Source organism: Sphingomonas sp. CFBP 13603 (assembly GCF_014892665.1).
Lineage (GTDB): Bacteria > Pseudomonadota > Alphaproteobacteria > Sphingomonadales > Sphingomonadaceae > Sphingomonas.
On the sequence record NZ_JADBIA010000014.1, the window covers coordinates 1 to 22,970 of the forward strand.

At 61.9% G+C, this 22,970-nt stretch carries 13 protein-coding genes and 1 pseudogene; 7 read left to right on the top strand and 7 right to left on the bottom strand.

Features of this window, described 5'->3' with window-relative positions; translation table 11 throughout:
• The 3 genes from IFR23_RS17400 to IFR23_RS17410 form a co-directional block, all read right to left on the bottom strand.
• The coding region (locus IFR23_RS17400) for an error-prone DNA polymerase (protein WP_192976972.1) at positions 1-2,859 on the bottom strand (2,859 nt) is incomplete at its 3' end.
• Positions 2,856-4,646 carry a Y-family DNA polymerase gene (locus IFR23_RS17405; RefSeq protein WP_342344997.1) on the bottom strand — a complete coding sequence of 597 codons (1,791 nt, stop codon included), beginning with the start codon at positions 4,644-4,646 and terminating at the stop codon, positions 2,856-2,858. The genes IFR23_RS17400 and IFR23_RS17405, both read right to left, overlap by 4 nt.
• Complete coding sequence (locus IFR23_RS17410) at positions 4,561-5,256, bottom strand: ImuA family protein (RefSeq protein ID WP_192977027.1); 696 nt, start codon at positions 5,254-5,256, stop codon at positions 4,561-4,563. Before IFR23_RS17410 ends, IFR23_RS17405 begins: the two co-directional genes overlap by 86 nt.
• Before the next feature lie 611 nt (positions 5,257-5,867).
• Between IFR23_RS17410 and IFR23_RS17415 the strand changes: the two genes are divergently transcribed.
• Positions 5,868-6,473 (top strand): hypothetical protein, encoded by a 606-nt coding sequence (locus IFR23_RS17415; protein WP_192976973.1) that lies wholly within the window; start codon positions 5,868-5,870, stop codon positions 6,471-6,473.
• 761 nt (positions 6,474-7,234) lie between these two features.
• Here the strand turns inward: IFR23_RS17415 and IFR23_RS17420 are convergent.
• Positions 7,235-7,381: a hypothetical protein gene (locus IFR23_RS17420; protein WP_192976974.1), complete on the bottom strand. Its 147-nt coding sequence runs from the start codon at positions 7,379-7,381 to the stop codon at positions 7,235-7,237.
• A 340-nt stretch (positions 7,382-7,721) separates the two neighbouring features.
• Between IFR23_RS17420 and IFR23_RS17425 the strand changes: the two genes are divergently transcribed.
• Complete coding sequence (locus tag IFR23_RS17425; protein WP_197978525.1) at positions 7,722-8,711, top strand: SDR family oxidoreductase; 990 nt, start codon at positions 7,722-7,724, stop codon at positions 8,709-8,711.
• 147 nt (positions 8,712-8,858) lie between these two features.
• On the opposite strand, the gene IFR23_RS20340 is transcribed toward IFR23_RS17425, so the two are convergent.
• Complete coding sequence (locus tag IFR23_RS20340; protein WP_244647457.1) at positions 8,859-9,092, bottom strand: SDR family oxidoreductase; 234 nt, start codon at positions 9,090-9,092, stop codon at positions 8,859-8,861.
• Positions 9,093-9,504: 412 nt separating this feature from the next.
• On the opposite strand from IFR23_RS20340, the pseudogene IFR23_RS17435 reads away from it, so the two are divergent.
• Positions 9,505-9,906, top strand: a pseudogene (locus IFR23_RS17435) (transposase); the annotation flags it as partial.
• Positions 9,907-10,504: 598 nt separating this feature from the next.
• On the opposite strand, the gene IFR23_RS17440 reads toward IFR23_RS17435, so the two are convergent.
• Positions 10,505-13,366, bottom strand: a complete 2,862-nt coding sequence (locus IFR23_RS17440; protein ID WP_192976975.1) for a glycoside hydrolase family 127 protein — start codon at positions 13,364-13,366, stop codon at positions 10,505-10,507.
• Between the two features lie 134 nt (positions 13,367-13,500).
• Between IFR23_RS17440 and IFR23_RS17445 the strand changes: the two genes are divergently transcribed.
• Both IFR23_RS17445 and IFR23_RS17450 read left to right on the top strand, forming a co-directional pair.
• Positions 13,501-15,894, top strand: coding sequence for a glycoside hydrolase family 127 protein (locus tag IFR23_RS17445; RefSeq protein WP_197978526.1), 2,394 nt, complete (start codon positions 13,501-13,503; stop codon positions 15,892-15,894).
• Positions 15,891-17,438 carry a family 43 glycosylhydrolase gene (locus tag IFR23_RS17450; protein ID WP_192976976.1) on the top strand — a complete coding sequence of 516 codons (1,548 nt, stop codon included), beginning with the start codon at positions 15,891-15,893 and terminating at the stop codon, positions 17,436-17,438. The genes IFR23_RS17445 and IFR23_RS17450 overlap by 4 nt, the downstream gene beginning before the upstream one ends.
• Before the next feature lie 17 nt (positions 17,439-17,455).
• Here IFR23_RS17450 and IFR23_RS17455 read toward each other — a convergent pair whose 3' ends face one another.
• Complete coding sequence (locus tag IFR23_RS17455; RefSeq protein ID WP_244655765.1) at positions 17,456-18,385, bottom strand: glycoside hydrolase; 930 nt, start codon at positions 18,383-18,385, stop codon at positions 17,456-17,458.
• 108 nt (positions 18,386-18,493) lie between these two features.
• Here IFR23_RS17455 and IFR23_RS17460 point away from each other — a divergent pair, with 108 nt between their 5' ends.
• Both IFR23_RS17460 and IFR23_RS17465 read left to right on the top strand, forming a co-directional pair.
• Positions 18,494-20,008 carry a glycoside hydrolase family 27 protein gene (locus tag IFR23_RS17460; RefSeq protein WP_192976977.1) on the top strand — a complete coding sequence of 505 codons (1,515 nt, stop codon included), beginning with the start codon at positions 18,494-18,496 and terminating at the stop codon, positions 20,006-20,008.
• A 194-nt stretch (positions 20,009-20,202) separates the two neighbouring features.
• Positions 20,203-22,950, top strand: coding sequence for a TonB-dependent receptor (locus IFR23_RS17465; RefSeq protein WP_192976978.1), 2,748 nt, complete (start codon positions 20,203-20,205; stop codon positions 22,948-22,950).
• Positions 22,951-22,970: the final 20 nt, after the last annotated feature.

Sequence of the window (22,970 nt, forward strand, 5' to 3'; positions counted from 1 at the left end):
AATGATGCCGGCGACCTCCACATGCCTTCCATCGCGGATGGTGGCCAGGTCCGCGCATTTGGTCACGCCACGCCTGGCCAGTTCATCACGCACGAAGGTCAGCGGATGTGCGCGCAACGAGAGCTGCAGCGCGCGGTAGTCCTCAATCACCTCACGACCGTCGGTCAGTGGGCGCAGCTCGACCTCAGGTTCGATCCCTTCCGCGCTGACGGCCTGATCCGCGCGGTCGGCTGCGGCGAACAGCGGCAGCGGTGCTTCGCCGAGCCCCCTCACCTTCCACAAGCCATGCCGACGATCGGCACCGAAATTATGAAAGGCATCGCCGTCGGCGAGCTTCTCGATCGCGGCGCGCTGGACTCCCGATCGCCGCCACACGTCTTCCACGCTCTCGAACGCGGTCAGCTCGCGCGCGCCGACGATCTTGGCGCCATCTGCGTTCGACAGGCCGCGGATCTGGCGGAGCCCTAGGCGTACGGCGAGGTACCGCCCGCCATACGGCTCCAGCGTACAGTCCCAGCGGCTTGCGTTGACGCAAGGGGGGCGAACCACGACGCCATGCTCACGCGCATCACGGACGATCTGGGCGGGCGCGTAGAAGCCCATCGGCTGCGCGTTCATCAGACTCGCGCAGAACACGTCCGGGTGATGATGCTTCATCCACGACGACGCGTAGGAGATCTTGGCGAACGAGGCCGCGTGACTTTCGGGGAAGCCGTAAGACCCGAACCCCTCGAGCTGGCGGAAGGTGCGCTCGGCGAACTCACGTGGATAGCCGCGCTCGACCATGCCCCCGATCAGCTTTTCGCTGAAGTGCGACACGCCGCCCGTGAACTTGAACGTCGCCATGGCGCGGCGCAGCTGGTCGGCTTCGGCCGGCGTAAACCCGGCGCCGACGATCGCGACCTTCATGGCCTGTTCCTGGAACAGCGGCACGCCGAGCGTCTTTTCCAGCACTGCGCGCAGCTCTGGCCGTGGGTATTCCGGCTTTTCCAGCCCTTCGCGCCGACGCAGATAGGGATGGACCATGTCACCCTGGATCGGTCCGGGGCGTACGATCGCGACCTGGATGACAAGGTCGTAGAAGCGCCGCGGCTTCATGCGCGGCAGCATCGACATCTGCGCGCGGCTTTCGATCTGGAAGGTGCCGAGCGTGTCGGCCTTCGAGATCATCGCGTAGACGTCCGGATCATCGTCCTGCAGATCGGCCAGGCCAACCCGCAGCCCCTTGTCTGCCTCGAGCATATTGAAGGCGCGGTTCATGCAGCCGAGCATGCCGAGACCCAGCACGTCGACCTTCATGAACTTCAGCGCATCGATGTCGTCCTTGTCCCATTCGATGATCTGCCGGTCTTCCATCGCGGCGGGTTCGATCGGGACCAGATCGTCAAGGCGGTCATGAGTGAGCACGAAGCCGCCCGGATGCTGGCTCATATGGCGCGGTACGCCGATCAGCTTGCGCGCCAATTCCAGCGTCAGGCGCAGGCGACGATCGCCGATGTCGAGGTTCAGCTCGTTGACCTGCTTTTCGCCAACGCCTTCGGCCGACCAGCCCCATACCTGGCCGGCCAACGACGAGGTCAGGTCCTCGGGCAGGCCAAGCGCCTTGCCGACGTCGCGGACGGCGCCGCGCGCCCGGTAGCGCGTGACGACCGCAGTCAATGCCGAGTGGTTGCGGCCATAGGTCTCATAGATCCACTGGATGATCTCTTCGCGGCGTTCATGCTCGAAATCGACGTCGATATCGGGCGGCTCGCGGCGCTCGCCTGATACGAACCGCTCGAACAGCAGCTCGTGCTTGATCGGGTCGATCGAGGTAACGCCGAGCACGAAGCAGACGCAGGAATTGGCGGCCGAACCGCGGCCCTGGCAGAGGATCCCGCGCCGACGGGCTTCGCGGACGATCGCGTAGACGGTCAGGAAATACGGCGCGTAGCCGAGCTCTCCGATCAGCCGCATCTCGTGAGCGATCTGCTCGGTATAGGCAGCGGGCACCGCGCCGTTGAACATGGCAGCGACAGCATCTTCCGCCAGCTTCTGCAAGGCTTCTTGCGCGGTCAGCCCGTCGATCAGCCGCTCATGCGGATACTGATAGGCCAGTTCACCCAGATCGAAGGTGCACAGACGCGCGATGTCGACGCTCGCGCGCAAAGCATCGGGATACGCCTTGAACCGCCGAACCATCTCGTCGGGGGATTTGAGTGCACGGTCGGCGTTGACCTCACGCCGGTAGCCGAGTTCGTCGACGGTGCATTTCTCACGCACGGCGGTCACGACGTCCTGCAGCAGCCGCGCTTCGGGCGCGTGATAGAGGACATCACCCGTCACCACTGCGCGAACGCCAGCGCCGCCCGCCTGACGCGCCAGTGCATCGATCCGCACGGCATCGTCCGGCCGGCGCCGCTGGAACAGCGCCATATACCCGCGACGACCATAGAGTGTCTTCAGGTCGGCGAGCGCTGCCAGATTATCCTCGTCCGGCTCAACCGGCAGCAGGATGGCGATCATGCCCTCCGACCAGGGTTCGAGGTCATGCCAGTGCAGGAGGCATCCCCCCTTCCCCGCCCGCTTCTTACCCACCGTCAGCAGGCGCGTCAGGCGCGACCAGGCGGGGCGGTTGGTCGGGTACAGCAGCAACTGCCGCCCGCAGGAGAGATTGACGCGCGTGCCGGCGATCGAGCGAACGCCCGTCGCCTTCTGCGCTTCCCAGGCGCGCACCACGCCTGCGACGGTGCCGATGTCGCTGACCCCGATCGACGGATAGCCGAGCAGCGCTGCAGCTGCGAACAGCTCCTCCGGGCTCGATGCACCACGGAGTAGCGAAAAGTGCGTGAGGACCTGGAGCTCGACATAGTCGGTCATGCGAACACGCCGTGCATCCACCAGCTGAGATCGCCGGTGTCCTCGACGAACCCGTCGCCACGCCGGAACACCCAGTATCGACCGCCCGCGTCATCCTCGACCCGGTAATAGTCGCGGACAGCCCACACTTCCGCGTCACGGCGCCACCACTCACCGTGGATCCGCTCGGGGCCGTCGCCGGCCACGATCTTGTGCGGCCGGCCGCGCCACTCGAACCGCCGGGGCGGCTGATCGGGCATCAGCGCGATCACGCCCCACAGGGGTTCGGGTCTGGCCAGTAGGCGCGTCGGTCGTCGCCATTTTGGCCAGCCCGCGGGCGCCACCACCGGGTCTGCCCGCATGACGGCACGCTCGGGCACGTGGCTCTCAACCGGCGCGATCCGGAACACGGCGTCTGCGCCGATACGACCAGCAACGACGTCGACGAGACGGGCCGGATCGCGCACGAGAACCTCACCGGCGAGAACCGCACCAAGATCGAGCGCGTCGAGGGGCTCGGTGTGCGGCGCCGCCAGATAGAATTGCTCGAGGCCCAAGCCAGGATCGATCCGTTCGATCCTGAGCTTCATGAGCCGCAGCAGATGCGAGACCTCGCGTGTTGGTCGTGAGGTCCCGACGGCCACGACCTGTTCGGTACCGTCGACGCGTAGCCCGCCGAGCCGTAGCGAACGTACGCCGAGCCCCTTCGCGCGGAGCAGCTCAGCCATGTCGCCGAGCAAATCCTCCATGACCTGCGCGATCGCGTCTGCGGTGACGATCGGTTCGAGCAACCGGCGCTCGACGACCGGCATGACCTCGTCGGTACGCGGCGTAATGGGTTCGGCGACCGCGCCAAGGGCCTGATCGAGCCGCGTGATCGTAGCCAGCCCCAGCCGGCGTGCCAAAGGTCCGCGTGCAACCGGCAGGAGATCAGCGACGCGTTCGAAGCCGAACTTGCGCGCGGCGACGAGCGCCGTGCCCGGGAGGCGCAGAGCGGCAACCGGCAGGCCGCTCAGCGCTTTCATCGTTCTCCCTGCCGGGACGATCGCGATGTCGGCAGACCCAAACCGGGCAACGGCGTGGGCAGCGCCCGGAGTGTCTGCCACCGCCACGCGCGCCGTGAATCCGGCACGCTGGCAAAACGCGCGCAGACGCCGGCAGAACCGTTCTTCCCCGCCATGGAGATGCGCGCAGCCGGTCAGGTCGAGCCACAGCCCGTCGGGTGGTGTGGCTGCGGCGATCGGCGACCAGCGGCGCACCGCGCGTAGCGCGAGCTGATCCAGCATCGCGGCATCCGCCTCCGTCTCGGACGATCGGATGTCGAGATCGGACACCAGCGCACGCGCATGGGTCGCGGCCATCCCGATCGTGATCCCCAACGCCGCAGCGCCATCGCAGGCGGCCACTACCTCTTCGCGCCGGCCGACTTTGCTGACCAGCGCGAGCGGCGCACGGTGAAACGCGGCAACGGTCGCCGCGACCCTGTCGTGACTGTCCGCTGGCGCAGGCCCGTGGAACGGATGGTTTGCCGCTTCCGAACGTCGGCCAAGTTCGCGCATGGGTGGCCTGGCATGGGCAGGAAGCAGTGCGATCTGACCTTCCACATCCTGCTTGGTCGGCATGTCAGCGCGCGCCCAACGCGCACCGGGCCGCCACCCGCCGCCCCGCGGTACCGAACATGCACCGGGATCGTCGTCGACGGGAAGCTGAAGGGCTGGCCGCTCAGGCGGCCGCGTAGCGTGCCGGTCCAGCCGTCTCAGCCGCTCGATGGCCAAGTGCGGCAGGAACAGCGAGACAACCCGTCTCATCGCAGCCCTCCAAAATCATCGAAAATGCTTCGCCGCCACGCTGCCGTGCGACCTCGACCTGCCACCGCGATCGGCCGACGCCGGCAACACCGAGGCGCTCAGACGACGCACTGGCGATCCGCCAGCGCGTCCAGGCCGCGGACGGCTCGGCGAGCGGATCCTGGTCGCGATTACGTCTGCGTCGCAGGATGAGTACGGGAATGTCGGCATCAGCCGCCACGAGTTGCAGGCGCCGGGTTACGACCATTGACATCCGGCTTACCTCGGCGATCACCGCCGACGGCGTTCCGTCGCGCACCGCATCTTCGACGACCGCGAGCAAGGCCGCATCGTCACGGGGTTGTGCATGGATCAAGTCGGCAGGCGATAGGCCCGCCTGTTCGAGGCCAGGGGCATAGAGATCGTTGCGACAGCTCACCCACAGCACCGGTCCGCCTGTGTGGACCGCCTCTCGCGCGGCGATGCCTGCCAGGAACAGCGTTGCCGCGGCATCGTCGACCATCGAACAGCTTAGTGCGGCGACCTCGTGCAGTGCTCCAGCGCGAAGGCCCCTGCTTGCGAGGCGATCGTCGAGCGCAGGGATACCGAACGGCATGATGCGGTGATCCATCACCGGCGTTGCGATTGTCCGCAGGTGGGCGATGCTGGTCGGCAGGGACTCGAGGGCGGTGATCATGATGTCTAGACTCTACATGTTCCCTTTATGTTCCGTTACCAAAACCGTTTGGTCAAGCGTCAGACTCGAGACTCATGTGGATAAACGTTCCGGCTAGGAACGCTGCGAAGCGCGTCTGGCTATGTATCGCGGAGGCGGGCTGTCGGACCTGCGCGTATCCGAACGATTGTCGTCAGGCATGCGATCAATGTGTGGGATCCAGACCGTTTCCTCGCAGTGTCGAGCCTCGTAGATACCGCCGCTGTCATCAAGCTGGCCAGGGAACGAGTTTGGTTTAACCTTTCTCCAAGTGCATGAAATGCAATCCGGATTAGCCAGGTTTGCAATCGCCATTGCCCGGTCTGCCGGATATCAAGATAACGCCTTTCAGGCATCCTCTCCTAAAAACTTCTAGGGTCGCTTTTGGCGGCCCCTTTTTTTGTCTGAAGGCGGTCGGCACAGCTTATCCGGTGCTCTGCGCTACCGGGGGTTCGCGTACAGCGATCGGCTGTCGTCGAGCATGCTGATGCGTGTCCAGTCCGCTTGGACGGACCGACCTGCGGCCGTTGGCGCCCGCCTTTGTCGCGGCGCAGCCCAGTCTTGAGGTATTCGTACGCCATGCGCGAGAAACCAAGGATCGCACCCCTCGGCGTGAGATGGTTCGTGAGCAATTCAAGGCGCTCTGGGACGAAGTTCGCGGACCGGATGCCGTCAGTTCGGCAACGTGGACCGGGCGCCCTTCCCTACGCGAGCATGCCGCTTTCATTCAGGCACTAGCGCCTGTTGCCCTGGAAGCCGTGCAACGGCTGATCGACGATGAGGAACTCGCTTGCGACAATGGTGGGCCGGTCGATGCCGATCGCGCGGTAGCGCTGCAGCAGCTGAAGGCGCTGCATCGTGCGCTGGGCGATCTGATCGCGGCAGTCGATCAAGGTCGATCGCTCGAGCCGGTGTTGGAACGGCTTGGGTTTGTCCGCCAGGAGGCGAAAGTCGCGATCGGTAAGGTGACGGCAGCGCTGCCCGTGACGACGTCGGCGCTGATCGCGTTTGGCAGCATTGTCGGCATCGTCGAGTTCTTCGTCGGCAATGTCGTTGTTGCGGTCGCGGCCGGGGGGATAGCAGGCAATACGCTTAAGGACGCGATGCTGAGGAAGGAGACGGGCCCTAGTTAGTAGACCAGCGAATTGGTTATGTCTTTACCTCGTAAACTGGGCCGCTTCCCGATGTATATTACAGGCCCGATTAAGAAATGCTCTCATGCAAGCAACAGAGTTCGGAGTAAACGAAACATCTTGGCCATCCCCGCGATCAGATATCTGGCCGTCAGCGAGCAGATGAGCAAGCCACCGGCGCCCGACAGCCATTGATGCTCCAGACATGTCTATCATTCTATTTTTGGTCATCATCTTGTTATTCGATGTGGTGACGAAAAGATGCAGCAGCATATTTCAGGCAAATTCGTCAAAAGTTTCAGACGGATAGCTATCCTGACGGACTTCACGAACGCGAAGAAGGCTTTGGGCCATCTGGCCTCGTTCATAATCGCCGATCATTTGGAACCATAACATAGATTTATTGTTTTATTTAACTCAATTTTGCCGGTAGCTGGCATTGGAGGGAAGTATGATGCCAGACGGTCAGGCAAACGGGCAACTTGAGCTTTGCGCAGCAATTGACGCGGCACTTGTGCTCGCGGATCGTGAGGGCATGACGGCCGCTGCTGCCCATTTAGCGCAAGCGCGTGAATTGGCTCATTGTTACGACAATACTAGGATCAATCAAATACACGAGTGAGTCAAAGCCACCAATTTGCGCTGCATTGGAGATTCAAATGTGATTAGTTTACAAATGCTTTGTCGGGTAGAGTCAATATGTTTGGCTACTCATCGTGGAACAATCAGTACAAGCCGCCTTCTTCTCTTTTTTCGGCTCCTTACTTTTGAGCCTGTTCGATATCGTGAGAGTTTTGCTTTTCAACCGGATGTTTGTCTTCGACGCTGTCCCCGGGACCTTTATTGCTATCCGGCTGCTCGTTAACGTCGGTCTCAAAGCCCGGTTCTTCGTCCTGTGTGGCGGCCATGACTATTCTCCTTAAGCGTATGTAACGATCCGAGAAGGCACACGGTTGCTACTGCTCGTCACGCGGTAGTGATGTTCGGCAAAGCGATCTGCAGGACCCGGTCTTGCGGACGCATGCGCCGTTCTATGCATTCCGACATCAGAAGCTCGTTCATTTACGCGTTCGGCGTCGCAAGAGTAGCTAGGGAGGACAAATACCGCTCGCAGACGGTCATCCGTCTTGAAGAAAATTCGTTTTTTTCGATTGTGCGCACAGAAAGCGAGGCGCGCGTAGCGGCCGAAACTGGAACAGAAGCAGTCGTTTAGCGCTTGGGGTCGTGATCATTCCGGGAGCTATGACCATGACCGATACCACACGACGCACTTTCGTGACGGGGGCAGCCATTACCGCCGGTGCCATCGCCGCAACGGCCGCAAACGCTGCAGCGCAAAGCGGTGGCAGTAATGCCGCGACGACACCGGCAGCCGCAGCGTATCCCAAGCCCCCCTACCCCGTCCAACGGCAGCCTTGGCCCGGTCTTGCGTCAAAGATGACACCGCGACCCGATCACGGCGAGAAAAGCTACAAGGGTTCAGGCAAGCTGGCAGGCAAGAAGGCCCTGATAACCGGCGGGGACAGTGGCATTGGTCGGGCTGCAGCGATTGCGTATGCGCGAGAGGGCGCGGACGTTGCAATCAACTATTTGCCCGCCGAAGAACCGGACGCGCGCGAAGTCGTTGCGTTGATCAGGGCCGAGGGTCGCAAGGCGGTCGCAATTCCAGGGGATCTGCGCGACGAACGTTTTTGCCGCCGGCTGGTGCAGCAAGCCAGCGAACAGCTTGGCGGGCTCGATATCCTGGTCAACAATGCGGCCCGTCAGCAGACGCGTCCGGGTATCGCCGATATCTCGAGCCAGGATTTCGACGATACGATGAAAACCAACGTCTACGCGCCGTTCTGGCTGACGAAGTCGGCACTCGAACGGATGAGTGCTGGCGCGGTGATCGTCAACACGTCCTCCGAACAGGCTGGCAATCCTTCACCGGACATCGTCGACTATGCGCTGACCCGTGCCGCGGTGCTGAACTTCACCAAAAGCATGGCCAAGCAGCTTGCCAGTCGCGGTATCCGCGTGAACGCAGTTGCGCCGGGCCCGTTCTGGACTCCGCTGCAGGTTAGCGGCGGGGCGACGCCGGAGAAGTTAAAAAGCTTCGGTGAGGACTCGCCAATGGCGCGCGCCGGCCAGCCAGCTGAGATTGCTGCACTGTACGTTGCCGCAGCCGATCCGTCCCTGAGCTATTCGACGGGCCAGATTTTCGGATCAACTGGCGGAAATGGGCAGCCGGCGTAAAATCGGAAAAGCGGGTGGTCCGTACCGGGGCGAAGATCGCCTGCTCGGGTTCTCGTAGGCCTGACCGAGTAAAGTACATCTAAGCGTGGGAATTTGGCCGGTACCGCGTTCAAAGCCAGCGGGCTTTTCGCCCGCTGGCTTAGTGCGTCAGATTTGAGCCAACCCTCCGTCGGTGAACAGCCTGCTGCCTGTCATGAAGCTGCTATCCGACGATGCGAGAAATGCCGCGGCTGCCGCGACTTCGGACGGGTCGCCGACATGCCCAATCGGCGTGGTAGATCCCATCTCGATCATGGCATCGCGACCGACAACCTCGGCCGCCAGCTCGGTGAGCGTTGGTCCTGGCGGCAAAACATTGATACGAATACCCGTACCACGCAAATCCTGTGCCTAGCTTCGCGCGAGGTTACGAACAGTAGCTTTTGAAGCGCTGTAGATGCTGAACGCAGGCGTTCCCATCACATCGGTAGTCGAGCCGGTGGATGATTGAACCGCCTTGGCCCATCAGCTTCAAGCCCTTCTGCACCGTGAAGATCGTGCCCTTCACATTGATGTCGTAGGTCTCGTCGTAATGCTCGGACGTGATCTCGGTGCACGAGGGCGCGGTCCCAGCATGTGGATCAGCGTCGAAAGCGAGCCCCTGCAGCTAGGGAAGCAACCGACTGCAATCTTTCGAAAAATGTCGGTCAGGGAAGGGTTCCAATCGGCGCCGATCTAGTCCCCTACCATGTAGGTTTTCGAGTAGTTCCAATAAACTAGCGATACTTTGCCATGGCAGAGCTTTCGACGCCGATCCACAGCGAAGCGGCTTATGACGATACCTGGTGTTGGTCCCGTGATTGCGACGGCGCTGGTTGCGCTGGCGCCGGCCGCCAGTACTTTCCGCCGCGGGCGAGACTTTGCAGCCTGGCTCGGCCTCGTCCCACGGCAGCACTCCAGTGGCGGCAAGGAGCGGCTGGGGCGAACGACCAAGATGGGCGAGCGCAGTTTGCGACGACTTCTAATCCTGGGCGCGAGCTCGGCAACCAAGGTTGCGGCCCGTCACCCCGACAAAGCCGGAGCGTGGTTGGCCGGCATGCTGGCGCGTAAGCCTCGCATGCTGGTCACCGTCGCGCTGGCCAACAAGATGGCGAGAACCGTCTGGGCGCTGATGGCGCACGGCGGCTCCTACAGAGCTCCGGCCGCGGCGGTGTAACCGCCGAGGCTTGAGGCGTCAGGGATGCAAGGAAAGGTCAGTAGAGAGGTATGGCGCAACGGTCAGAAGACGGGGTCGGGAAAACCAGTGAAATGTCCAGGCGCCTTGAGCGCGCACTAGCGGTCTGGACCCGATCCGCGATCTCCATACAGGCCAGCAGCCGTGATGATGGCTGCATCAACAGGCCAGACACACGGAAGCACCTGAACCTGCGCGAACAAATCTATCGAAAACCCCTTGTATCCAGCGGGGCGTCCACACACGGACATTCACGGGCATCTCGCCTATCCCAACTTTGGACGCCCGTTAATGTGGTCGGAACGCCACGTAGGGCGTTGATTGCCCCATAGAATTAACTCGAATGAGGCTCAGTGCACCGGTGCCGATCAGATCAGTCGGTCACGGTAGCGTCCAGTCGGTTTGGTCGCAGATTGGCGCACGGGTTGTTGAACGATTTGTCGGTATAACCTGTAGGGGTACGAGTGGGGGGTGGTTCGCTGCTGTTTCGAGGCCGAGTCGCATCATCTTGGCAGCGGTTACAGGACCAACGCCATAGAACCGAGCCACCTACAGCGCCCTAACCCAACCCGATCCCATCTCAAGCTGTCTTTATCCACACTAGAGATCGCCCTCTCCGGGGTATAGGGGATCTTGATGCTTGCTGATTTGCCGACTTAGCGCCGGTTTCTGCCAGTGTTGCGCCGGGAGCATACTCGACATTGACCTGTTTACCTGGAAATTCGGGTATCAGGCCGCCATCGCGGTTCCCGCGGGCAAAATTGGGGACCGCTAACATCGGTGATCCGTCCGTCCATGTTCCGCGAACGACCGTCAATCCGCCAAGCAAACCCGGACGCCACTCGGCGTTTAGCGGCGTCGCAGATAGGGCTAGGTCTAAGCGGGGCTGATCGACACGCTCAACGTTGTAGATCAGTGGGCCGTACCGAACCGCCACCTTTCCACGTGTTGCGTCGATCCTGTCGTCCGCAGTCACGCGTTGTACGACCATCGGCAACTCCAGTTCGATCCGGTCGCCGCGCCGCCATTTACGGGTGATGACGGCATAGCCCTTATCGATCTCGGGCGTCATCGGCTTGCCGTTTACCGACAGGCGTAGCAGCCCCTGAACTTCCGGCTCGGACGTGTAGAGCGCACTCGTCTTGCGGTTCGGAACGCGAACGCGCACCGAAAATCTTCGCGCTTCACTAGGGTTGACGGTAATGGCGACCGCACCCTTCCATGGATAGTCGGTTTCCTGGACCATCTCAACACGCGTGCCGGAGACAACGCCCACATCGATTCGGCTGCCAACGAACAGGTTGACGTAGACGCCGTCGTCGCTCTTCACATATGTCCAGGTCGGCATCATCAGCAGCGTGCGCGGGATGTTGCCGACGCAGCACGGGCAGGTGTGCCATTTGGCCCGATCGGTATCGACCAGCGGGTTGGTATAACAGAAACTCTTGCCGTCGAGATCAGTGGCCCCGAGCAGCGCGTTGTACATCGTCTCCTCGTAGAGATCCGCATATTTGGCGTCGTGGTAGGAGAGGTTCAGCTTGTACTGGAAGAAGATCAGGCCGCAGCTTGAGCAGGACTCGCAGTAACTGTCGTTGCGCAGGCTGTAATTACCGCCGAAGCCTTCCGACGTGTCGCCGCTGCCCACACCACCGGTAACGTAGTATTTGCGGTTCACCATATTGTCCCACAGGGACATCGTCGCACTTTGATAGTCGCGATCGCCGGTCTCGGCAGCGATGTCGGCCATGCCCGAGTAGAAATAGACAGCACGCACGGCATGGCCCACCGCCTCATACTGCCGCTCGGGGGGAAGGTGGCTCTGGTCATATTCCGAGCCGCCCTCGCGCGAGTCGAGAAGGAAACGGGCGAGCTTGATATAGCCATCGCCACGGCCTTTCCCCTCCATGTCGTTGACGAAGCGCCCGAAGCGAACGAGCGCCTGCTCCATTTCCTGATGGCCGTCGAACCATGCCGTCTTGCCCGGTCCGATATTGGCGACCCAGCAGTCGGCGAGCTTCTTGGCTGCATCGTAAAGCCGCAGGTCGCTGCCGCCGGTCAGAGTATGGTGGTTGATCGCCGATTCGATAAAATACCCCGCTACATAGCCCTCGTGATCGCCGCGATGTTCGGGAGACCAGCGCTTTGGCCACGCGATGCGATCAGACAGCGTATAGGCAGTGTGTAGGTAGCCATCGGGCTCCTGCGCGGCGAGAACGATCGGTATCCAGCGTTCCAGCGTCTTGCGCATATGCGCCTGCGCGTCCGCAATCTCCCCATCGCCCTGCGGATCCACCATCAGCGCGATGCACATCGACTCCATCGTCTGATGAACCCAGGCGTTGGAAAAGACATAGCCCTTATGCGGCGCATGGGGTCTGCCCTGCAGCGCGTTGGCAGCTTCGATGAAATTGTCCAGGCCGCCCTGCCCGTCGGTCAGATCGGTGCGTTCGCAATAGGCGATGCAATGAGGAATCCAGTTGACGATCAGCGCCTTGGCGCGTGCGTTCCAGAGCGGGCTATTGATCGCGTAGGGCGTGGTATACACGACATCGAGCCGTTTTGCCGGTGGCGGCGACACGACGTGGAGGTTCAGCGTCGACGCGGCATCCTTGGCGCCTGCATTGGCCGACAGCTTCAGGACATAGTCGCCGGGCCGGTTGGCAGTAGCGTGCGTCGTCGATGCGGCGGCATCCGCAAAGATCACGTCGCCCGGCCCGCTGACCTTGGTCCAGCGTAGCGCGTCACCCTTCCGACGTTGAAGCCAGTCCGCCTTGCCGGCCAAATGGGTCTGCGCACCGATTACCATCGAACGATCGATCCCCGCGACGACGGTCGGCGCAAACGCCGGCACTGGACCAGCGCTATAGACCTTCCACTGGAGAATACCGGCCGACTTCTTACCGTCGCCTTCGAACTCCAGTTTCAGCCGCGTCGTGGTGATCGGCGCAAACGCCGCGCGGTTGTAGCGGTCCGCCATGATGCCCGGGCTTTGACGAACCTGCACTGGAACGTAATCGCTGCCGTTCCAGTACAGTAACCGCACGGACTTTGGCGCTGCGATCCCTTGGCCATCATGCCACCAATAGAGATCGATGCTGTCCGTCGAAATAGGCTGGCTCCACTCGTAGGCCACCCACTGCCGGTCGGTTCGCGGCCAAGTGCCGTACGCCCCCCCGCCCGCGTCCTGTGAGCTCGAGGGCTCCGCGCCGTTGTTCAGCGCGCTGAGGCTGGTGTCCCCCGATACGTAAAGGCCACTCGGTTTCGCAGCTTTGGCGAGATTTACGATCGTGTCGGCGTGAGGGACCAGAGCGAGCCCAATGTCCGCAAAAGATACGGCGATCGCCCCGGCAGCCACCTTCAGAATGTGGCGGCGCTGGAGATCGGCAAAGCCCGACCGGTACGCACCGGTTTCGTCAGTATCGTGGTGAATATCGACCGACATGCATGATCTCCCAATCCAAACTCGTCCCGGCAGCCGCGCCACGACGACGCCGACCGGACCCACCTATAATATCAGATATAGTATACGTTTGAATTTTGTCTGACTATACCTGCGTCAAATAAGGGAGAATAATCATGGCGCCGATAACACGACGGGCTTTGATGTATCGCGGAAGCACGCTGGCGGCGATCGCCGTCTCCGCATGGCCGGTGCGGGCAGGAACCACGCTAACCGCGCCTACGCTGAACGCCTTGCCGAAGGTCAAGCCGCTCCCGCTGTCAGCCGTCCGTCTTGCTCCTTCGGACTTTGCTACCGCCGTCGACGTCAATCATCGCTATCTGCTCGGCCTGAGCGCAGACCGGCTGCTCCATAATTTCCGCAAATATGCCGGCCTGACACCGCGGGCGGAGATCTATGGCGGTTGGGAAAGCGACTCGCTGGCTGGTCATACGCTCGGGCACTACCTTACCGCGCTCGTACTGATGCAGGCGCAGACAGGAGATCCCGAATGCCGCCAGCGCGCGGAGTATATCGTAGCCGAACTCGCCGAGGCGCAGGCGAAGCGCGGTACAGGTTATGTCGGTGCGCTCGGCCGCAAGCGAAAAGGCGAAAACGCGATCGTAGACGGCGAGGAAATCTTTCCCGAAATCATGAAGGGAGAGATCAAGTCGGGTGGGTTCGATCTCAACGGCTCGTGGTCACCGCTTTACACCGTTCACAAGCTGTTCGCCGGCCTGCTCGACGTGCACGGCGCCTGGGGCAATGCGCAGGCGCTGACCGTGCTGGTCGGCCTCGCGACCTATTTCGAGCAGGTATTCGCCGCGCTTGACGACGCGCAGATGCAGGAGGTGTTAGGCTGCGAATATGGCGGCCTCAACGAAAGCTATGCGGAGTTATATGCGCGCACCGGCAACCCGCGGTGGCTGAAGGTCGCGGAAAGAATCTACGACAGGCGCGTCCTTGATCCGCTCGCCGCCCGTGAGGATAAACTTGCGGGGTTTCACGCCAATACGCAGGTGCCAAAGCTGGTTGGGCTCGCGCGGCTGTACGATCTGACCGGGGACACGCGTTATCGCACTGCCGCGGAGTTCTTCTGGGAAACAGTCACCAAGCATCACAGCTATGTCATCGGCGGTAATGCTGACCGCGAATATTTCTTCGGCCCGGATCGCATCGCAGGTTCGCTAAGCGAGGCGACGTGTGAGCATTGCAATACATACAACATGCTCAAATTGACGCGGCAGCTGTTCGCGTGGTTGCCCAACGGGGCGTATTTCGACTATTACGAACGCGCGCATCTCAACCACGGTTTGTCGCAACTCAACCCGCGTAATGCCGGCTTCTCTTATTTCACGCCGATGCTGTCGGGCGCAGCGCGCGAGTTCGCGCCGTCGGGCGAGGAAGGGTTCGTCTGCTGCGGTGGCAGTGGGATGGAGGCGCATGCCAAGCACGGCGACTCGATCTTCTGGGAGGGAGACGGGATGCTGATGGTCAATCTCTACATCCCGGCCGACGCACAATGGGCCGCGCGCAAGGCCACAATATCCCTCGATACCCGCTATCCGCACGATCCCGTAGCGCGGTTGACCTTCAGGGAACTGGGACGACGCGGTCGATTTGCCGTGGCACTGCGCGTGCCCAGCTGGGCATCCGGACGAGAGACGGTGACCGTCAACGGCACGCCCGTTTCGCCCCTGCACACGTCCGGATATGCGGTGGTCGAGCGTCGCTGGGCAGCGGGCGACGTCATCGCGATCACGCTGCCGTTAGAGCTGCGTACGGAACAGGCACAGGGCGGCGGGTCGATAGCGATCCTGCGCGGCCCGCTGGTGCTGGCTGCAGATCTCGGGCCTGCGGAAACACCGTGGACCGGGATCGAGCCCGCGCTGGTCGGCGACGCCGTCCTCGCCGCGTTTACGCAGGCCGCCGACCGCAGTTCGACCTTCACGGCACGCGGGGTCGGTCGCCCCGGCGACCTCACCTTCGTTCCGTTCTACAGCCAGTTCGATCGGCGCAGTGCGGTGTATTTTCGCCATTTCACCCAGAGCCAGTGGCAACAGGAGGAGATCGCATTCAAGGCCGAGCTCGCACGCCAGAAGGATATTGCCGCACGGTCCATCGACATCATGTATTTCGGCGAAATGCAGCCCGAGCGCGATCACAAACTGGAGAGTGAGCAGTCCTGGCCCGCCAGCTATCGCGGACGCAACGGCCGCGACGTGCGATCGGGGGGCTATATGGCCTTCACGCTCAAGACCCGGCCCGGCCCACTGATTCTCCAGGCCACCTATTGGGGCGAGGACAAGAATCGCGATTTCGACATTCTGGTGGATGACGTGAAGGTCGCCAGCGAACTTAGGAAGGGCGATGCGCCCGGCAAGTTCGTGGATGTCGACTATCCGCTGCCGGTAGCGCTGACGCGTGGCAAATCGTCGCTCCGGGTTCGGTTCGTCCCGCATGAGGGTAAGACGGCGGGGCCGGTTTTCGGCGCACGTCTGCTCGCAGCCGGTACAGGAGCCGGCAAGTGAGGGCGGTGATCACTGCGGCAGCATTGCTGGCTGGAAGCCAGTCCGTTGCGCAGACGGCGATACCAGTCACGGCACCGGGCAACCCCATCCTTGCCGACGGTCGGTATTATTCGACCGATCCCGCGCCGGTGGTGGACCACGACACGCTCTGGATTCTGGCAGGCCGCGACGAGGCACCACCCGACGTCAACGACTTCATCATGAACGAGTGGCAGTTGCTGTCGACCAAGGATCCCGCATCTGGCCGCTGGACGCATTATCCGGCCGTTGCGCGTCCCGAAGCGGTGTTCGCTTGGGCCGAGCCAGGGCGCGCCTATGCCGGACAGATCGTCAAGGGCACGGACGGTCGTTTCTACCTGTACGCACCCGTCCTGCAACAACAGAGCGAGGCGGAGGACAGGTTCGCGATCGGCGTTGCCGTGGCCGACCGGATCGCAGGCCCTTGGCGGGACGCGCACCCGTCCGGCCCGATCATTTCCCAGACGACCCCGGTGTCGAACCACATCCAGAATATCGACCCGACCGTGATGGTCGACGATGATGGTCGTGTTTACCTGTATTGGGGCACGTTCGGGCAGTTACGCGGGATCGAACTGGCGACCGACATGGTAACGCCCAAAGGCGAGGAAACGGTGGTCCGTTCGCTTACCGGTTTTTTCGAGGCACCGTGGTTGATGAAGCGGCACGGCACCTATTACATGCTGTATGCCGGCAACAATGCCGGGCCTGATTCCGCCTGCACGCCCGCGGTGTATCATGCATGCATCGCGTATGGCACGGCATCGTCGCCGCTCGGCCCCTGGACATACCGCGGTACGGTGCTCCGGCCGGTCAGCTCGACCACCAGCCACGCGGGTGCCGTCGAATTCAAGGGACAATGGTATCTCACCTATCATACCGGCGATGCGGTCGGCGGTGGGCATTTTCGGCGTAGCGTCGCGATCGACCGCATGGACTGGGACGATACCGTGACCCCCGCCGCGATTCGTCCGGTGGTGCCGACCCGACGCCCCCTGCCGCCGGCGCCACCGACGCGCAATCTCTCAGCTGCGGCACAGGCGCACGCCTCGAACGAACCCGTACCGGTGCAATATTGGATCAAGTCCCTCAACGACGGTATCGTCAAGGCAGCCCCCCTGCCGCCCGACTTGTGGGGCAGTTGGTCGCCCGCCAATCCAGAACACCAATGGATCGAGTATCGCTGGCCCAAGCCCGTGACGCTCGATGGCAGCCGGATCCGGTTCTGGGCGGATCATCCCGCTGGCGCAGACGAGGGTGTCGCGCCTCCGACCGCGTGGCACCTGGAATATTGGGACGGCGCGTGGAAGCCGGTGCCGGGTGCCGACCGCTACGGCACCGCGCCGGATGTATGGCAGTCCGTCCGGTTTCCGGCGATCACCACGCGCTGTTTGAGGGCGGTGTTCGATGCGTCGGGCCGAGGCGATCGTCATGCGGGGATCGCCGTGCAGGAATGGGAGGCGCTCACGCCGCGCGCTGCGGCGCCGCTTCAGGCTCTTGCGACAGTCGTACCGACCTGCGGATAAGCCGAGCGCTGGTGCCGTCAGCAGACCTCTGCGGTGGAGGTCGGCGGCGGCCCCGGCGGTATGCGCGCGGGGTGCATGTAATACACGTCGCCAGACACGCGGTGACGTGTGCCGTACACCTCGCTCAGCACGTTGAAGAGCGCGACGTCATAGTCGGCGAGATCCTGGTCGGAGAGGATCCGCCGACCATCGACGACAGCCAGCCTGTTCGAATTGAACCAGGTCTGCGTGCCTTCCGCCCAATATTCGTCGACCGTGACGGCAGCATATTCGCTCTTCCACATACCGCGTGTCATGGCCGACCGATACGCCCGCTCGACACGCGTATAGAGGCCGGGATCGACTTGCCGGGCGGCCTCCAGGATGGCGTGCGAGAATTCATGAACGAAGATGTTCTCGCCGTAATAGCGGGTGCGCGGCGTCCCGATCAGGTTCTCCGTCGCCGCGCTGGTCAGCAGGCCGCCCATGCCGCGTGCGCGTCCGTTCCAATAGGCGGCATCGCTCATCATGCCGATCCGTTTCGGGTACAGCTTGCGTTCGCAGATCGTCAGCCGCGGATCGTCGATCGCGGGCTTTTTCCAGTCGCGTTGCTCGGGGAGGTCCACCGTCCCCTCTGCGGGCGCCATGATCGCCACCCGGAAGCCCGACGCGATCATCGCCCGGCGCAGATCCGGACGCTCAGCCAGCATCGCAACCGCAATGTCGCGCGCGAGGAGCAACGCCGTATCCGGGACGGCCGCGGAAGACGCGATCGGGATACCCGCTGCATCGATGTAGCGCGTGTAGAACCGATCGAGCTTCAGATCGGCAGGCGGCGCTCCGATCGTCCGGGCGGGATAATCGGACGTCCTTAATGCCGGCTGGGGTTGCAAAATATCCTGCGCGTCCGCGTTGGCCGCGGGACAGGCAATGAGAAGGAACAAGGAAACCGACCAGATCCGCGCCATTTGCCATCTTGCTCCTACATTATCGTATACTGTATAAGTTAAATAGATTGGGAACGTAAAGGGCGTGAATTCGGCCCGCGTGCCCAAAGCATTGGGGGAGACGTGACGATGCGGATTGTGAAAAGCCTGATCCTGACGCTGTTCGCGCTGACGAGCAACGGCGCCCTCGCCTCCGCGGCGTCCGCTGCTGATCGAGCATGGGTTTTCGATGACGCACCGAGTTATCCCGGCGTAACGATGATGCAGGTGTCTGAAGGCCGGCAGACGGTATCGGGATCGATCACTACCGAATGGTACGGCGCGATCCCGATGCGGGACGCGCGGTGGAGCGGTGATGTCCTGTCGTTCGATACGCGCAACCTCAACGATCCCGCTCGCCCGACACGGCACTGGACCGCTAAGATCGACGGACACGGCATGATGCTGGAAGGCGGAATATGGCATGCCGACGTCAAGCAGACCGGGCGTCCCGCCACGGTGACGGAGGTCGCCGCGCGAACGTTCCGCCCCGCGCCAGACCTGCCGCCTATGGGCAGCATAGCACCCGATAATCTCGCAGCGACGCCGCCGATGGGCTGGTCGAGCTGGAACAAGTTCGCTGAACATATCGATGACCGGACGATCAGGGCGATGGCCGACGCGATGGTCGCGAGCGGCTTGAGCAAGGTCGGCTATCGCTACGTCAACATCGACGACGGCTGGCAGGGCAAACGCGACTCCGCCGGCATCTTGCAACCCAATGCGAAGTTTCCCGACATGAAGGCGCTCGCCGACTATGTGCATGACAAGGGATTGAGGCTGGGGCTCTACACATCGCCCGGGCCGAAGACCTGCGCCGGCTATGAAGGCAGCTATGGGCACGTCGAACAGGACGCGCGCACGTTCGCGCATTGGGGTGTCGATTATGTCAAATACGACCTGTGCTCGGGCGAATGGTTCTACGCGGACGCCGACAGCGTCAAACGTACCTATCATCAGATGGGTGTCGCGCTAAAGGCGACCGGTCGCCCGATGATCTACTCGCTGTGCGAATACGGTCGGTTCGCCGTGTCGTCCTGGGGACGCCAAGTCGGCGGGCATCTGTGGCGGACGACAGGCGACATCACCGACGACTATACCAGCATGTCCGACATCGGCTTCGTCCGAAATCCCAAATTCGCGCCGTCCGGTCCCGGTGGCTGGAACGATCCCGACATGCTCGAGGTCGGCAATGGCGGGATGAGCGACGACGAGTATCGCACGCACATGACGCTGTGGGCAATGCAGGCCGCGCCGTTGATCATGGGCCACGATCTGCGTCGCACCACGCCGGCTGCGATGGCGGTGCTAACGAATGCGAATGTCCTGGCCGTCGACCAGGACACACGTGGTATCCACGGGCAACGCGTTCGGCGCGAAGGCGATGTCGAGATCTGGCGCAAGCCGCTCGTCGGCGGCGCGGTGGCGCTCGCGGTGTTCAATCGCGGTAGTCAGACGACCAAGGTGACCACTACGGCGGCGGACGCTGGACTACCGCGACTCGGCCGCGTCCGAGACCTCTGGTCGGACGCAACGGTGCGACCAAACACGCAGTTTTCGATCCCGCCTCACGGTGTAGTGCTATTGCGGACCTCTCTTCGCTGAAGATCTCATAAGTCAGTACTAAGTCATTGATATAGAGCACTAATTGCGATCAATAGACAGTCTGATGTCGAACGAACGAAGACCGTTGACAATCACTCCGACAAAAGGAAGTATACGATATACATAATAAAAATGGGGTGGCGATAATGACTAAGGGGTTTCGGTTCGGTCCGCTAATTGCAGCTGTTACATTGATGCCGACGACGGCATGGACGCAGTCTTTGCAGGTCTCGATGCCGCCGGCGGGCGCCGCGGATCAGAACCGAACCGTCATCGTCACCCCCACCGGGACTTCGGATACGCCGGAAAAGACTGACATCATCGTGGTGGGTATTCGGGGATCCGTGGCGTCCGCGTCGAACAAGAAGAAGAACGCGAAGCAGATCGTCGACTCGATCGTTGCCGAAGATGCCGGCAAGTTGCCCGACAACAACGTTGTCGAAGCATTGTCGCGCGTGACCGGCGTTCAGATCACGCGCGAGCGGGGCCAGGGGCAAAGCGTCGCCATCCGAGGACTCGCCGGCGTCCAGACCACGGTCAACGGCAACGACACCAGCCTCGGCGATGGTCGTTCGCTCAATCTCGCGGATATCCCAGCCGAACTGCTGAAGTCGGTCGATGTCTACAAGACCCGCACCGCGGACCAGGTCGAAGGCAGCATCGCAGGCACCGTCAACGTCGAACTGCGCCGCCCGCTCGATCTGGCAAAGGGCTGGACGATCGCCGGCAGCGCCAAGGGTATCTACGATGATATCGCCAAGAACGTCAGCCCTTATGGCAGCCTGTTGGTCGCCAACCGCAGGGAAACCGGGATCGGCGAGGTCGGGGTCCTGCTCAACGCCTCGTGGACACGGACCAACTATAAGGAGAACTTCATCGAGAGCGAATCGCCCGATGTTCCATTCGGTAGCAGCGCAGAGCCCAATTCGCCCCGCGCCGGGCTTCCCGCTGGCTTCGAGAATGTCGTCATTCCGTACCGTGCCTATTACGGGCTTGAGCAGGGCCGGGTCGACCGGCCATCGGTGAACCTATCGCTCCAATGGCGCGCAAACGACAATCTCGATTTCGTGTTCGAGGGTGGATATCTTGGCTCTCGTGGGCGCAACACGTCCGACCGCCTGTACGTTCAGACCCGCGAAAACGGATCGCGCTACAGCAACATCGTCCTGCAACCCGATGGCAAGACGGTAAAATCCATGACCGTCAACGTCCCAATCAACGCAACGACGCCAGAGGGGCTCCAGGCGGGGATGGACTCGCTTTTCAGCGAGACCAGGTCGGATCTCTACACCACCAATTTCGTGATGAACTGGCACAGCGACCGCGCGCTGCTGACGACGAGCGTCCAGTATAACTGGAGCAAGGAGAGCAACGTCGTTGCCGAGCATCTGACGCGACCTTACGGCCTAACGACGGCAACGGTGGATTTCGCGTCCGATGCTTATGACAAGCCGGTACCGTCGATACGGTTCGACGGCATCGATCTCAACAATATCGCCAGTTACGGAGTGCAGCGGTATCAGGACCTGATCGGGGGATCGCGCAACCGAGAGTTTTCGAGCCAGGCCGACCTTACATTGACCGCTAGCGAGACCGGATTGCTACGGACGATCCAGACCGGCGTCCGCTTCAATCGCCGTGACCCCAGCCGCTATTATGGCTATCGCGACGGCCTTCCACGGATCAACGGGCAGTTCACACCGCTGTCGCAATTCCCCGGCGGTAACCAGGCCGAGCTGGTCGGTCCGGACCTTCCCGGCGCCTTGCAATGGTACCGTATCCCGGGGAAGGACGTGTTCGCGAACCGGCCGGCGATCCGCACGTATATCCAGGCCAACGATCCGGGGAATGCGACCCGCTTTACAAGCGAAGATCCGCCGTCGGATCGGGGCCAGACATATGTTGGCCGTGAAAACCGGCTCTCCTATTATGCACAGCTGGGCTATGCATTCGATCTCGGCGTACCCATCGACGGGTTGCTCGGCGTTCGATACACCAACACTTGGGGAAGCTCCAAAAGCTATAATTTCCGTCCCGGAAACGCGGCGAATGGGTTTGCGGACATCGTCGAGTTCGCGCCGGCAAGCGGAAACTATGCCGATTTCCTGCCCAACGCGACAGCGACAATCCATTTCACGCCCAAGGCACAGTTACGACTATCATACACGACCAACGTACAGCGGCCCAGCTTCTACGATCTTCGCCCGTTCTACTTTGCGGAAACGCGAGCAGTGCCACCGGTCGTCTTCGCCGGCAATCCCGATCTGAAGGCCCAACGCGAACACGCCTTCGACGCCAGTGCAGAATATTATTTCGGCCGGGGCGGCCAGCTAACGTTAGCGGGCTATTACAAGAAAGCGACGGGGTTTCTTTACTACAGCCGCGAAGTCGCAGCCGATCTCGCCCAATACGGGCTCCCCGGCCAGAGCGGCTTCGTCGAGCAGCAGCGCAATGCGGGCGATGGTACGTTTGCAGGACTTGAGGCGACTGCACAGACCTTTTTTGATATTCTACCCGGTTTTTGGCATAATTTCGGGGTTAGCCTGAACGCGAGCTACATCGCCAAGGCCCGGGTCGAATATCCCTTCCCCGAAGATTTCCCTGGCGCCTACGACTCGGTGAACACCTCGAAATGGACCGCCAATGCCGCCTTGTTCTATGACACCCCAAAATTCAGCGCACGCGTCGCGTTCAATTATCGGTCTGCTTACCGCCTGTTCATCTGGCCGGATAACCCTGAATACTCGTTCTTCAACGACGATACGTACAGGCTCGATGCTGCCGTCAATTATACGCCGGTCAAGTTCATGACCTTGTCGATCGAGGGCACCAACCTGTTAGGCAACGATGTGTACCGCTATTTCGGCAAACAAAACTTGCTTCCCCTTGGCGTTCGCACCTTGGCGAAAACGGTTCAAGGTAGCGTTCGTTTTCGCTTTTAGGTTCAGGACTTATGGGCATA

Bases quoted from the DNA above. Each gene is read 5' to 3' on its own strand.
- IFR23_RS17420 (WP_192976974.1), bottom strand. From the start codon at position 7,381: ATGGCCGCCACACAGGACGAAGAACCGGGCTTTGAGACCGACGTTAAC.
- IFR23_RS17405 (WP_342344997.1), bottom strand. From the start codon at position 4,646: ATGAGACGGGTTGTCTCGCTGTTCCTGCCGCACTTGGCCATCGAGCGG.
- IFR23_RS17455 (WP_244655765.1), bottom strand. From the start codon at position 18,385: ATGGCGCGGATCTGGTCGGTTTCCTTGTTCCTTCTCATTGCCTGTCCC.
- IFR23_RS17440 (WP_192976975.1), bottom strand. From the start codon at position 13,366: ATGTCGGTCGATATTCACCACGATACTGACGAAACCGGTGCGTACCGG.
- IFR23_RS17445 (WP_197978526.1), top strand. From the start codon at position 13,501: ATGGCGCCGATAACACGACGGGCTTTGATGTATCGCGGAAGCACGCTG.
- IFR23_RS17465 (WP_192976978.1), top strand. From the start codon at position 20,203: ATGCCGACGACGGCATGGACGCAGTCTTTGCAGGTCTCGATGCCGCCG.
- IFR23_RS17425 (WP_197978525.1), top strand. From the start codon at position 7,722: ATGACCGATACCACACGACGCACTTTCGTGACGGGGGCAGCCATTACC.
- IFR23_RS17410 (WP_192977027.1), bottom strand. From the start codon at position 5,256: ATGGATCACCGCATCATGCCGTTCGGTATCCCTGCGCTCGACGATCGC.
- IFR23_RS17460 (WP_192976977.1), top strand. From the start codon at position 18,494: ATGCGGATTGTGAAAAGCCTGATCCTGACGCTGTTCGCGCTGACGAGC.